The organism is Shewanella sp. MSW (assembly GCF_007636515.1).
Classification (GTDB): domain Bacteria; phylum Pseudomonadota; class Gammaproteobacteria; order Enterobacterales; family Shewanellaceae; genus Shewanella; species Shewanella indica.
In genome coordinates this window covers 163,795-177,002 of record NZ_LVDR01000007.1, presented here as the reverse complement: position 1 = coordinate 177,002, position 13,208 = coordinate 163,795, and the positions used below count along the sequence as shown (strand labels likewise).

At 53.2% G+C, this 13,208-nt stretch carries 9 protein-coding genes; all 9 read left to right on the top strand.

Annotated features, from left to right (window positions below; all coding sequences use genetic code 11):
- Positions 1–31 precede the first annotated feature (31 nt).
- Positions 32–2,839, top strand: coding sequence for a diguanylate cyclase domain-containing protein (locus tag AYI96_RS09805; protein WP_409928942.1), 2,808 nt, complete (start codon positions 32–34; stop codon positions 2,837–2,839).
- A 188-nt stretch (positions 2,840–3,027) separates the two neighbouring features.
- A complete protein-coding gene (gene aspS, locus AYI96_RS09800) occupies positions 3,028–4,809 on the top strand; it encodes an aspartate--tRNA ligase (RefSeq protein WP_039032908.1) in 1,782 nt (593 codons plus the stop codon).
- A gap of 106 nt (positions 4,810–4,915) precedes the next feature.
- Positions 4,916–5,662 (top strand): YebC/PmpR family DNA-binding transcriptional regulator, encoded by a 747-nt coding sequence (locus AYI96_RS09795; protein WP_039032909.1) that lies wholly within the window; start codon positions 4,916–4,918, stop codon positions 5,660–5,662.
- 11 nt (positions 5,663–5,673) lie between these two features.
- Complete coding sequence (ruvC, locus tag AYI96_RS09790; RefSeq protein WP_039032910.1) at positions 5,674–6,195, top strand: crossover junction endodeoxyribonuclease RuvC; 522 nt, start codon at positions 5,674–5,676, stop codon at positions 6,193–6,195.
- Positions 6,192–6,809 (top strand): Holliday junction branch migration protein RuvA, encoded by a 618-nt coding sequence (gene ruvA / locus AYI96_RS09785; protein ID WP_039032911.1) that lies wholly within the window; start codon positions 6,192–6,194, stop codon positions 6,807–6,809. Before ruvC ends, ruvA begins: the two co-directional genes overlap by 4 nt.
- A 35-nt stretch (positions 6,810–6,844) precedes the next feature.
- Complete coding sequence (ruvB, locus tag AYI96_RS09780; protein WP_039032912.1) at positions 6,845–7,849, top strand: Holliday junction branch migration DNA helicase RuvB; 1,005 nt, start codon at positions 6,845–6,847, stop codon at positions 7,847–7,849.
- A 341-nt stretch (positions 7,850–8,190) separates the two neighbouring features.
- Complete coding sequence (locus tag AYI96_RS09775) at positions 8,191–10,179, top strand: cation:proton antiporter (RefSeq protein ID WP_071476682.1); 1,989 nt, start codon at positions 8,191–8,193, stop codon at positions 10,177–10,179.
- A 174-nt stretch (positions 10,180–10,353) separates the two neighbouring features.
- Complete coding sequence (bluB, locus tag AYI96_RS09770) at positions 10,354–11,088, top strand: 5,6-dimethylbenzimidazole synthase (protein ID WP_144361513.1); 735 nt, start codon at positions 10,354–10,356, stop codon at positions 11,086–11,088.
- 252 nt (positions 11,089–11,340) lie between these two features.
- Positions 11,341–13,113 carry an acyl-CoA dehydrogenase family protein gene (locus tag AYI96_RS09765; RefSeq protein WP_144361512.1) on the top strand — a complete coding sequence of 591 codons (1,773 nt, stop codon included), beginning with the start codon at positions 11,341–11,343 and terminating at the stop codon, positions 13,111–13,113.
- Positions 13,114–13,208: the final 95 nt, after the last annotated feature.

The following is a 13,208-nucleotide window of genomic DNA, read 5'->3' as shown; positions in this document are numbered from 1 at the left end:
CGCCTTATCAGGAAATAAGCACTTGAAATCGCTGACCTCTCTTTTGAGTCTATTGTGGGTGCTCGTATGTCTGCCGCTGGAAGCGGCCACCCAAGATCTGTCTTCTGCCCCCCCTCTTGTCATCGTCATGGGGGAGGACAGCTATCCCTACCAATTTGTTGATGATGCCGGCCAGCCCCAGGGGATATTGGTGGACCTATGGCAGGAATGGAGCCGGGTCAATCAAAGACCCATCACACTAGTGGCACGGCACTGGAACGACTCTTTGAAGCAGCTCAAAGAAGGCAAGGCGGATGTGCACCTGGCGTTGGCGCTGACCCCGGAGCGCGAAGCCGAGTTTGAATTTGCCAAGCCCATCAGTCGTATTGACACCTACCTTTATCTGCACTCTGAACTAAGACGCAAGGACAGTTTCGATGAGCTGCTGCCGTATCGGATAGGGATAGTCACAGGCTCGTCCCACGAATCGGATCTTAAGGCGCAGCAGTCCGGCCTGTCATTTGCCTTCTATCCAGGTCGCGACGCTTTGCTCAAGGCGGTATCCCGCGGAGAGATCAAGGTGTTTGCCGGCATGGAAGGGTATCTTCGTGATCGGCAATTGGCGCGCAGTATTGCCCAGCAATATCCAACCGCCAACAGGATGCTGATAAAGCACTCGCCGGTGGCGCCGGCTGTTGCCAAAGGCAGGCAGGCCTTGGTGGCCGAAATCGATAGTGGCTTTGCCCAGATTACTCCTGAGTTTATCGTCCAGACCCAGAGGCGCTGGCTGGGCTATCGCGCCGATCAGCATGGGATCACGGTTGCCATGCCACTGAATATGGAGCCGTTTTCCGATCTTGGCCCGGATGGTTTACCCCATGGCCTGTATGTGGATATCTGGCACAAATGGTCTGCCAAAACCGGGGTGCCGGTGGAGTTTGTTGCCGGTAGCATGAACAGCACTCTGGAGCAGGTCAAGCAGGGGATTGTTGATGCCCATATAGGCTATCCGGAAAGTGATGACCTCAGCTCAGGACTCAAGCGTGCCTGGCACTTGCACACCCAAAACAGTCGGCTATTTCTCAAAGGGCAGGTGGTGGATTCGCCTGCACTTTTGGACGGCAAACGCTTAGGCATTTTCCCGTCATCACCTTATATCACAGAGCTGAAACAGGGCTTGCCCAAGGTACAGCTCAAATATTTCGACTCTCTCGATGCCATGGTCAATGCCGCCGACCGCGGTGATATCTCAGGCTTCGTCTCGCCCTCGGCCTGGACTCAGCACTACCTGTTGACTCATGGACTCTGGGCCGGTTACCAGCAAGCAAAAGCCTTGCAATTCAGCTCAGATATCTATGTGTTGACCCGCAGGCAGGACCATGGCCTGACCCAAAGACTGAGCGCGGGCTTTAATCTGTTGACCCGCGACGAGTTGGCGGCGCTGGAAAACAAATGGATGCTCAATGGTGACGATCATGTTTACAACAAGGAGCAGAGTCGGCTGCCATTGACTCAGGTAGAGCAGCGCTATCTTGAAAGCTTGCCCGAGCTTAAAGTGGGTTATCTCAAGGATTGGCCGCCCTTTGAATTCAAGGATGAGCAGGGGCAGTTTGCCGGAATTAATGCCGACGTGATGACCAGGGTGGCGCAACAGTTGGGGCTTAAACTCGCGCCCGTGGCTTTCGATGAGTGGCGCGATCTCCTCAAGGCGCTTGGCAGCGGCGATGTGGTGATGGCCGCCAGCCTGGCGGCGAGGGATGAGCAAGATGCTGCGCTGGCTTTTTCCGATGGTTATTGGCCATCGCCCTGGGCCATGGTATCCACTGTAAATCATCTGAATCTTTATAGCCTGGGGCAACTCAATGGCCAGCGGGTGGCGATTGTTGAAGGTTATCAGCTCGCCGGTGAACTTATGGCCAAGAGCCAGGGGATAATCCCGGTATTGGTGCCCGGCATGCGTGAAGGATTGGAGGCGGTCAACCAGGGAAGGGCGGATCTCTTTATCGATAAAGTGATATCGCTGGCCTCGGCACTTTCTACCGGGCAATATCCGGCACTGAAGATGAACCTGATAACCGATATGGCCGATCAAAAGAGCCATATTGGCGTCACGTCAGGCTACAAACCTTTGGTGCCTTTGATTAACCGGGTAATAAGCGGTATAGATGACAGCCAAAGGCAAAGGATCCATGAAAAATGGATTGGCACTGTGATTACCGACAAGAGCCAACAATATAAGGAGTGGCTTGGCTATTTTCTGCTGGCACTCTTGATTGCGCTGTTTATTGCACTGCTGGTGTTGCAGCTCAATCGGCGCCTCAGCCGGGAAACGAGCTTAAGGCGCGAGGCCGAGCTCAAGATGAAGCATCTTGCCAATCACGATCCGCTCACCGGCTTACCCAATAGGGCGCTACTCGATGACAGGCTGGAGCAGGCGTTTTTGCAACATGCCAGAGAGCAGGAGCGCTTTGCTGTGCTGTTTTTGGGTGTCGATGGCTTTAAGGCCATTAACGACACCTATGGCCATGAGGTTGGGGATAGAATGCTGGTACAAGTAACGGAACGCTTGGCTACTGTTATTCGCAAATCTGATACCCTGGTACGCTTTGGTGGCGACGAATTTGTGGTGATCCTCAATCGGATTCAGGATTTCGATGCTGTCTGCCAGGTGGCGGAAAACTTGATCCAATCGCTGGCAGGACCTCTTAAGTGGCAAGATATCAGTGTGCAGTTGTCGCTCAGTATCGGGATCAGCGTGTATCCGATGGATGGTGACAACGCCATCGAACTGCTCAAACGGGCCGATCAACTCATGTATCGCGCCAAGAAGGGCGGCGGTAACTGTTATCGCAGTGCCTGATTGTTGTTATTTTGAACGCTCGTGCCTTGACCTGGTTTCAGCCACTGGTCAAAGGGAGCAAACTGTTTGATACTTCACCGTCTGAAAGTGAAGTACTTTGGTAAGCGGCAGATTTTCTCTATAATGCCGCTCTTATCGTGTTGAATCGTTCCAGAGCTCAGCAGGCCGGAATAAAGGATATAAAGCAGATGCGCAGTCATTATTGTGGGGACGTAAACAAGTCCCACGTTGGACAAGAAGTGACCCTGGTGGGTTGGGTAAACCGTAGCCGCGACTTGGGTGGTGTGGTGTTTTTGGATCTCCGGGATCGTGAAGGATTGATCCAGGTAGTATATGACCCGGACTTGCCTGAGGTTTTCGATGTCGCCAGCACACTGCGCAACGAATTCTGTGTCCAGGTTAAAGGTGTGGTCAGAGCCCGTCCCGACAGCCAGGTCAACGCTCATATGCGTACCGGTGAAATTGAGGTGCTGGGTAAGGAACTGACTATAATCAACGCCGCCGACCCTCTGCCGCTGAGTATGGATAACTTCCAGAACAACAGCGAAGAGCAGCGTCTCAAGTATCGCTATCTGGATCTGCGTCGTCCGGAAATGGCCCAGCGACTGATTTTCCGCGCCAAGGTCACCAGTGCCGTGCGTCGTTTTATGGACAGCAACGGCTTTTTGGATATCGAAACCCCCATTCTGACCAAGGCCACGCCGGAAGGCGCCCGTGACTATCTGGTGCCAAGCCGCACATACAAGGGGCAGTTTTTTGCCTTGCCTCAGTCGCCTCAGCTGTTCAAACAGCTGTTGATGATGTCCGGTTTCGACCGTTACTACCAAATCGTCAAATGTTTCCGCGACGAAGACTTGCGCGCCGACCGTCAGCCTGAATTTACCCAGATTGATATCGAAACCTCTTTCATGAGCTCTGAGCAGGTGATGCAAAAGACCGAGGAGATGGTGCGCAGTCTGTTCCTCGAACTGCTCAACGTGGACCTGGGTGAATTCCCGACCATGACCTATGCCGAAGCCATGCGCCGTTTCGGCTCCGACAAGCCGGATCTGCGTAACCCGCTGGAACTGGTGGACGTGGCCGATCTGGTCAAGGATGTTGAGTTTGCGGTATTCAACGGCCCGGCCAACGATGTTGAAGGCCGTGTGGCGGTTATCCGGGTGCCGGGTGGCGCCGAGTTGTCCCGTAAGCAGATAGACGACTACACCAAGTATGTCGGTATCTACGGTGCCCGCGGTTTGGCCTGGATGAAGGTCAACGATCTGGCTGCAGGCATGGAAGGCATTCAGTCACCTGTGCTCAAGTTCCTCAATGAAGATATCGTTAAGGCGCTGCTGGAACGCACCGGCGCGCAAAGCGGCGATATCATACTGTTTGGTGCCGACAAGGCCAACGTGGTTGCCGAAGCCATGGGCGCGCTGCGTCTGAAACTGGGTGAAGATTTCAACCTGCTCCAGGGCGAGTGGGCGCCGCTGTGGGTGGTGGACTTCCCTATGTTCGAAAAGGCCGATGGTCGCCTGTACGCAGTGCACCATCCGTTTACCGCGCCGCGGGGCGTGACTCCGGCCGAGCTGGAAGCCAACCCGGCCGAGACGGTATCCGACGCTTATGATATGGTACTCAACGGTACCGAACTCGGTGGCGGCTCTGTACGTATCCACAATCAGGAGATGCAGGCCACGGTATTCCGTATTCTTGGGATCACAGATGAAGAAGCCAAAGAAAAATTCGGCTTCCTGCTGGAAGCGCTGCGCTACGGCACACCACCGCACGCAGGTTTGGCCTTCGGTCTCGACCGTCTGGTTATGCTGATGACAGGCGCCAGCTCGATTCGTGACGTAATGGCGTTCCCGAAAACCACTACCGCAGCCTGCCCGCTGACCAATGCACCGGGTGAGGCCAATCCACAACAACTGGTGGAATTGGGTATCAAGGTTGCCGAAAAGGCCGCCGACAAAGCTGAAGTCTGAATGACTGAGCTTGAAGTCATAAAAGTGTGAATCAAACCGGGGCATAAGCCTCGGTCTGTTTTTTTACCGGTCTGAATTTAAGCCGGTATTGAGAGGAGATATACCTATGGCAGGTCATAGTAAATGGGCCAACATCAAACACCGCAAGGCCGCTCAGGATGCCAAGCGCGGTAAACTGTTCACCAAACTTATCCGCGAGCTGACAGTTTCAGCCCGCGAAGGTGGCTCAGATCCGGATTCCAACCCCCGTTTACGTGCCGCTATCGACAAAGCGCTGTCCAACAACATGACCCGTGACACAGTCGATCGTGCGGTTAAGCGCGGTGCCGGTGAGCTCGACGGCCAGGCGCTGGAAACCGTTGTTTATGAAGGTTATGGCCCAGGCGGCACCGCCGTTATGGTCGAGTGCATGACAGACAACCGCAACCGCACTGTGACCGGCGTACGTAACGCCTTCAATAAGTCAGGTGGTAACCTGGGCACAGACGGCTCAGTGGCGTATCTGTTCACCAAGCAGGGCGTTATCAGCTACGAAGAAGGCGTTGATGAGGATGCCATCATGGAAGCCGCGCTGGAAGCCGGCGCCGAGGATGTGGTCAGCAATGATGACGGCTCTGTGGATGTATACACTGCACCTGCCGATTTCGGTGCGGTAAAAGATGCGCTGGATGCGATTGGGGTTGAAGCGGTGAATGCTGAAGTGACCATGGTGCCATCGACCAAGGCCGATCTGGATGAAGATACCGCCGCCAAGTTCCTGCGTCTTATCGACACGCTGGAAGATCACGACGACGTTCAGGAAGTTTATCACAACGCGGAAATTGCCGATGATGTGATGGAACGCCTCGGCTGATAAGGCGGACTATGGCGATTATTTTAGGTGTTGACCCTGGCTCGCGGATCACTGGCTACGGCGTGATCCAGTGTCAGGGAAGACACCAGATTTACCTCGGCAGCGGTTGCATTCGCACCAGCTGCGAGGACCTTCCCTCCCGTCTCAAACAGATATTCGATGGCCTGTCGGAGATTATCCGCCAATATCAGCCGGAGCAGTTTGCCATTGAGAAAGTGTTTCTGGCCAAAAATGCCGATTCGGCGCTGAAATTGGGCCAGGCCAGAGGCGCGGCCATAGTGGCGGCCACAGCGGCGCATTTGCCGGTGGCTGAATACACGGCAACCCAGATCAAAAGCGCCGTGGTTGGGACAGGCAGGGCTCAGAAAACCCAGGTACAACACATGATCCAGCAGCTGCTCAAACTGCCGGCCGCCCCGCAGGCGGATGCGGCAGATGCGCTCGCCGTGGCCGTGTGTCATTATCATACTTGCCAGAGTCTGGTTGCCCTCGGTGGCCGGGCAACGGCCCGCAGCTATGGAAGATACAGATGATAGGGCGTTTACAGGGAATATTGCTGGAAAAGCAAGCTCCGGAAGTGTTGTTGGATGTGCATGGCGTGGGCTATGAACTGCAGATGCCGCTGACCAGCTTTTATGAGTTGCCGGAACTGCAACAGAGCACCACTCTCTATACCCACTTTGTGGTGCGTGAAGATGCTCAACTGCTGTATGGCTTTATTACCAAGCAGGAAAGAGCGCTGTTCAGGTTACTTATCAAGGCCAATGGGGTCGGCCCTAAGTTGGCGCTGACCATACTGTCGGGGCTGACGGCGCAGGAATTTGTCAGCTGTGTCGAGCGCGATGATATCGCCACTTTGGTAAAACTGCCGGGGGTGGGCAAGAAGACCGCCGAGCGTTTATTGGTTGAGATGCGCGACAAGCTCAAGAGCCTGATGGAAGCCTCCAGCGGCAATGAGCGTGAGTTTGTGCTCAAGTCCAATTTTACCCCGGCAGAAGCGCCCAACAACGCCGAAGAAGATGCCATTGCAGCCTTGCTCTCTTTGGGTTATAAACCCGCCCAGGCCAGCAAAGCGGTTTCCAGCGCCTTTGTTGAAGGCATAGATTCAGAAACCCTGATCAAGGCCGCACTCAAATCCATGCTGTAACATGGAGCGGATAACTGAGGAATGAAGGTAAAGGCATGATAGAGGCCGACAGACTGATCCAACCCCAAAGCTCTCCTCAGGAGGAGCTTATCGATCGGGCGATGCGTCCCAAGTTGCTGGACGAGTATACAGGTCAGAATGAGGCTCGCGCTCAGCTCAAGGTGTTTATTCAAGCCGCCAAAAACCGCCAGGAAGCCTTGGATCACATGTTGATCTACGGCCCGCCGGGGCTTGGCAAGACCACCTTGGCAATGATAGTGGCCAATGAGATGGGGGTGAATATCAAGTCCACCTCGGGGCCAGTGCTGGAAAAAGCCGGCGATCTGGCGGCATTGCTGACCAATCTCGAGCCGGGCGATGTCCTGTTTATCGATGAAATTCATCGTCTCAGCCCTGTGGTGGAAGAAATTCTCTATCCGGCGATGGAAGATTATCAGCTGGATATCATGATAGGCGAGGGCCCGGCGGCCCGTTCTATCAAACTGGACTTGCCGCCATTTACCCTGGTGGGCGCTACCACCCGCGCCGGTGCGCTCACTTCGCCGTTAAGGGCTCGTTTCGGGATCCCGCTGCGGCTAGAGTTTTACAATGTGGACGACCTCAGCACCATAGTTGCCCGCTCTGCCAAGATGTTGGAACTGCAGATGGACTCGGACGGCGCCAGGGAAATCGCTCGCCGTGCCCGCGGAACCCCGCGGATCGCCAACCGCCTGCTCAGACGGGTGCGTGACTTTGCCGAGGTGAAACACGATGGCCGGATCACCAAGTTGGTGGCCGAGCAAGCGCTGGATATGCTGGATGTGGACGGCGAAGGCTTCGATTACATGGACCGCAAGTTGCTGCTGGCGATCATCGACAAGTTTATGGGCGGCCCAGTGGGGCTCGACAACCTGGCGGCGGCTATAGGCGAAGAGCGGGAAACCATAGAGGATGTGCTGGAGCCATTTCTTATTCAGCAAGGTTTTATCCAGCGTACTCCCAGGGGCAGGATAGCCACTGCCAGGGCCTACAGCCATTTTGAGATGATAAAGCCGGAATAGTCAGAAAAGGGAAAGGTCTTAACGACTTTTCCCTGTCTAATCACGCAAAATAGGTAAACCCTGCATCTTGGCAAACTGAAAATCGATAGTTAACTTATTGTTTTTATAAAGTTAGTTTTGCAGCCTTATCAACTTCCTTGGAAAAGCACTTTTGCTTAATATTATGTGCATCTTCCAGTTCTTATCAGATTTTATTCTTGTATAACCGGGTTTTGAAAATCATTGATATTCAAAGCTGGTACATATTTCGTTAACTCATATATGCTCATAATGCGAATGCGGCTTTTACTGGGCTGATGGTAGAACGGCTTTCGGGGCGAGCCAAACAAAAGGATTCACTTATGGTTGAAAAAATCACCGCCATGCTGGCGTTGATAGGAGTCTTGTCTCTGGCGTGTCAGTGGATTGGCTGGCGGATGCGTCTGCCGGCGATATTGCCGCTGCTATTGTGTGGTTTATTGCTGGGGCCTGGACTAGGTTTACTTAATCCCGACGCGATTTTCGGTGATCTGCTGTTCCCGATAATTTCCCTCGGGGTGGCGGTGATTCTGTTTGAGGGGGCGTTGACACTCAACTTCAAGGAGATCAAAGATCACGGCCGGATGGTGACGCATTTAGTGTCTGTGGGGGCATTGATTACCTGGGGCTGCATCGCCTCGGCGGCGCATTTTTTGTTGAGCTTTGACTGGCCGCTGGCGTTGCTGTTTGGTGCCTTGGTCGTGGTGACCGGCCCGACTGTGATAGTGCCCATGCTCAGAACTGTTAAACCCAAGTCTCAGTTGGCCAGCATTCTGCGCTGGGAGGGGATAGTCATAGATCCGATAGGCGCCATGCTGGCGGTATTGGTGTTTGAGTATATTACTGTCAGCGCCGGGCAGACGGCGCATGTACTGCTGGCGCTCGGCTCCATGCTGGGGATAGGCCTGGGCCTGGGGGCTCTGGCCGGTTATCTTGTTGGTCGGATGCTGAGAAGTAACCTCTTGCCTCATTATCTCACTAATACGGCAGTGTTAACCATAATGCTCGGGGTCTTTGTCGGCTCGAATCTGCTTCAGGAGGAGTCCGGCCTGCTAACAGTGACAGTAATGGGGATTTGGCTGGCCAATATGCGCGGTGTGGATATTGCCGATATTCTTGAGTTTAAAGAGACTCTCACGGTACTGCTTATCTCGGCGCTGTTTATTTTGCTCGCCGCCAGGTTGGACTCATCTGCCATGCTCGACTTAGGGCTGGGCGGTCTTGGGGTACTGGCAGTGGTACTCTTGGTGGCTAGGCCCTTGAGTATCTGGATCTCTGGTATAGGAACGTCTCTTAGTAGCCCTGAAAAGTGGTTTTTGAGCTGGGTGGCACCAAGAGGGATAGTAGCGGCGGCAGTGTCATCACTGTTTGCCATCAAGCTGGAGAAGATGCAAGTGCCCGGGGCTGAAACTATAGTGCCGTTGGTGTTCTTAATCATCATAGGCACGGTTGTGATCCAGTCACTCACGGCCAGACGCTGGGCCAATATGCTTGGGGTACAAGCGGGGTCCGCCCGCGGCCTGCTTATCTTTGGCGCTTCCAAGTTTTCCCGGGAGCTGGCCAAGGTGCTCAAGGGTAAGGATATCAAGGTCATCCTCGCCGACAGTAACTGGGATAATATTCGTTTGGCACGAATGGATAATATTCCGGTTTATTTCGGTAATCCGGCTTCCGAACATGCCGACACCTATCTGGATTTGACCGGTATCGGCAAGGTGCTGATCCTCTCCCCATATCGTCAGCTCAATCCTTTGGTCTATTTCCATTTCCAGGATATCCTCGGGCAGAAGAAGGTTTATGGTCTCAGTAACTCGGAGAACAACGGTACCAGCGCTCGCCATCAGTTATCTGAATCTTACTTGAAGCGTATGTGCCTATTCGGGGAGACAGTTTCCTACGCCAAACTGGCCAGCTTGATGTCTAAGGGCGGAGTGCTTAAGAGCACTAATCTGACGGAGAGCTTCGGCTACAAAGATTTTTACCGTCGTTATGGTGAAACTGTAGTACCACTGATGTATTTGAAAAACGGCAAGGTCACTATGTTGACCGGTAACACGACAGACTTGCCAACGGGAATTGAACTTATCAGCCTTATCCCTAAAGAGGCGATGGCAGAAGCTTCAGCACTCAAGGAAGCTGAAGAAACCCTCAAGCAGGCAAGGGCTGAAGCCGAGCAAAAGGCCAAGGAGCTGGAAGCAAAAGAGCAGCAAGCCGCATTAACGGCATCTGGTGAACAAGGCAAGAACAGCAATGAAGATGGAAAAGCCGGCGGCACGGACAATAAACAAGATCGTGGAGAAGTGAGTGTCTGATAAAGCCTGAACCTTTGCCTTGAACAGTATTGAAAATACCGGGTCATTCAAACGACCTGGTATTTTTCCATAAAGCGCTTGCTGATATGGCATCAAATCCGCGAACGTCGGATTGGCCCAATCAGTAAAATGCCTGCTATAGTCCGGGCACAGCAGTCATCAAAGAGGTGAACCATGTCTGATTTTACCGTCTCCTCCGAAGCACAGGCGTTTTCTCTGCAAGAAAGAGAAGCCCTCTACAAGGCGATATTTGCCCGTCGTGACATACGTAGCCAATTTTTGTCAAAACCGGTTGCCGAGGATAGTTTACAGCGGATCCTGGATGCCGCGCACCATGCGCCCAGCGTTGGCTTTATGCAGCCTTGGGACTTTATTCTGGTGCGTAGTGACGCCAAGCGCCAGGCAATTAAAGAAGGGTTTGACGCCGCCAATGCGCGTTCTGCCGAGCAGTTCAGTGGTGAAAGACGACGCCATTATCAGCGACTAAAACTAGAAGGTATTGTTGAAGCGCCTTTGGGTATCTGCGTGACTTGCGACCCAAGCCGCACTGGGCCAGTGGTACTTGGGCGCACCATTAAACCGGAAATGGACAACTACAGTGCGGTTTGTGCCGTGCAAAATTTGTGGCTTGCTGCCAGAGCAGAAGGTCTTGGGGTGGGTTGGGTCAGTATTCTCGATGATGAAGTGCTGCGTGAGACATTGGGGATCCCGGAGCAGATAAGAATTATCGCCTATCTATGTCTGGGTCGTGTGAGTGCCTTTAGCGATATCCCTGAGCTTGAACGTAAAGGCTGGTTGCCACGGCGACCACTTGAGTTGGCTGTCCATGAAGATGGCTGGCAAGCGACCCAGCAGCAACAAACAGAGCAACTTTTGGCTGAATATCTCCATGAAAAGGGATATGAATAGATTTCACAACTCAATGCGACAGTTTTGACTGTAACTACTTGATGAGACTGAAGAGTGGCCCGGCGGAAAGCGGCAGGGGATATCCGCTTTGGGTTTGGTCGTTGTGCTTGATAATCAGAATATGATTATACCCATAAAACCCTCATTTCTGTGGATATCGCCTCGGTAATTCTACCTTTGGCGCATTGTATTACTGCGTTAACTGAGTTAGATTGAAACAAGTGTTTAAATCCAACGTTTAAGAGTCTTTAGATGAATCCCTACCAAGCTCCGTTAACTGACATGCGCTTCTTGCTTGAACATGTTTTTGATGCCGAACAAACCTGGTCTTCATTGCCGGCAATGGCCGATATGGTCGATCTCGATACTGCCGCTGCCATCCTCGAAGAAGGCGCCAAACTGTGCCGCGATCTTATTCATCCTATAAACCGCAATGGCGATGAACAAGGAGTCCGTTTCGAGGCTGCCAAGGTGATCACACCCGATGGTTATAAAGAAGCTTATGCCGAGTTTGCCGCCGGTGGTTGGGTAGGGCTGTGCGGCGACCCTGAGCTGGGGGGGATGGGGATGCCGAAAATGCTCGGTGTCATGGTCGATGAAATGGGCTATAGCGCCTGTAACGCCTTTACACTTTACAGTGCACTGACTTCAGGTGCTGCACTGTGTATTCACGCCCACGGTAGTGAGGAGCTCAAGGCCAAATATCTGCCTAAACTCTACTCAGGTGAATGGGCCGGCGCCATGGATATGACAGAGCCTCAGGCCGGTTCGGACTTGCGTAATATCCGCACCCGCGCTGAACCAACTGACAGCGGCAGTTTCCTTATCAGTGGTTCAAAAATTTTCATCACAGGTGGCGATCAGGACTTGACCGAGAACCTGGTTCATCTGGTGCTGGCCAAGATCAGCGGCAGCAAAGGCATCTCGCTATTCCTGGTACCTAAGTTCAAAGTGGCCGATGACGGCAGTTTGGGCGCAGCCAACGGTGTAACCGTCGGTGCCATCGAGCACAAGATGGGTCTCAAGGGTTCGGCGACTTGTGTGATGAATTTTGATGATGCCGAGGGGTATCTTATCGGCGAGCCCAATCGTGGCCTGGTGTGCATGTTCACCATGATGAACTATGAACGTCTGTCCATAGGTATCCAGGGGCTTGGCAGTGCTCAGGGCGCTTATCAGATGGCGGCCGATTATGCCAAAGAGCGCCTCCAGGGCGTCGCTGCCGGTGGCTCACCCACCGGCAGCGATTCAGATCCTATTTTGGTACATGGCGACGTAAGGCGCATGCTGCTGAATATCCGCGCCATGACAGAAGCGGGCAGGGCCTTGGCTATGCTCACAGGTAAACAGCTGGATCTGGCCAAGTTTGCCGAAGATGAAGCGATTAAAACCAAAGCCAGTCGTTACGTGGGTCTCTTGACTCCGGTCGCTAAGGCGTTCCTGACCGATCGCGGTCTGGACGCTACCATATTGGCGCAGCAGGTATTCGGTGGCCACGGCTATATTCGTGAGACCGGCATAGAGCAATTGGTGCGTGATACCCGTATCGCCCAGATTTATGAGGGCACCAATGGTATTCAGGCCATTGACTTTTTGGGGCGCAAGCTGACAGGTGATCGCTTGGCAACCTTGAATGAGTTTATCGCCGATATCAAGGTTGATATGGCGACTTTTGGACAAGTATCAAATGAGCAGAAACAGCGCGTTGAAAGCCTGTTTGACCAGTTCGCCAGCGCGATTGCCGCTATTAACGAGCAAAAAGGCGATAAGCCTGCGCTTATTAACGCCTTGGCGGTTGAAGCCTTGGATGCCTTTGGTTACATACTCTACGGTTACCTGTGGCTGTTGATGGCAGATAAGGCACTCGCTGCAACCGATAATACCCTTGAGCCAGGCTTTGCCGAGGTCAAGAACCAACTGAAGGAGTTCTACTTTGCCAAATTGTTGGCCAAAGCCGATTTCCATTTGAGTCAGCTGGCCGGTGGTGATGACAGTGTGATGGCCCTTGCGCCCGAGCTGTTCTGAGAACGCAGAAGTATTCAAGCTGAATCGAAAGAGCCGCTATAAGCGGCTCTTTTCTCATGGCTTTGTTGGCGTTTTATCTAAGTACAAGCTTTGAC

Bases quoted from the DNA above. Each gene is read 5' to 3' on its own strand.
- ruvC (WP_039032910.1), top strand. From the start codon at position 5,674: ATGGCGATTATTTTAGGTGTTGACCCTGGCTCGCGGATCACTGGCTAC.
- aspS (WP_039032908.1), top strand. From the start codon at position 3,028: ATGCGCAGTCATTATTGTGGGGACGTAAACAAGTCCCACGTTGGACAA.
- AYI96_RS09765 (WP_144361512.1), top strand. From the start codon at position 11,341: ATGAATCCCTACCAAGCTCCGTTAACTGACATGCGCTTCTTGCTTGAA.
- AYI96_RS09795 (WP_039032909.1), top strand. From the start codon at position 4,916: ATGGCAGGTCATAGTAAATGGGCCAACATCAAACACCGCAAGGCCGCT.
- bluB (WP_144361513.1), top strand. From the start codon at position 10,354: ATGTCTGATTTTACCGTCTCCTCCGAAGCACAGGCGTTTTCTCTGCAA.
- ruvA (WP_039032911.1), top strand. From the start codon at position 6,192: ATGATAGGGCGTTTACAGGGAATATTGCTGGAAAAGCAAGCTCCGGAA.
- ruvB (WP_039032912.1), top strand. From the start codon at position 6,845: ATGATAGAGGCCGACAGACTGATCCAACCCCAAAGCTCTCCTCAGGAG.
- AYI96_RS09775 (WP_071476682.1), top strand. From the start codon at position 8,191: ATGGTTGAAAAAATCACCGCCATGCTGGCGTTGATAGGAGTCTTGTCT.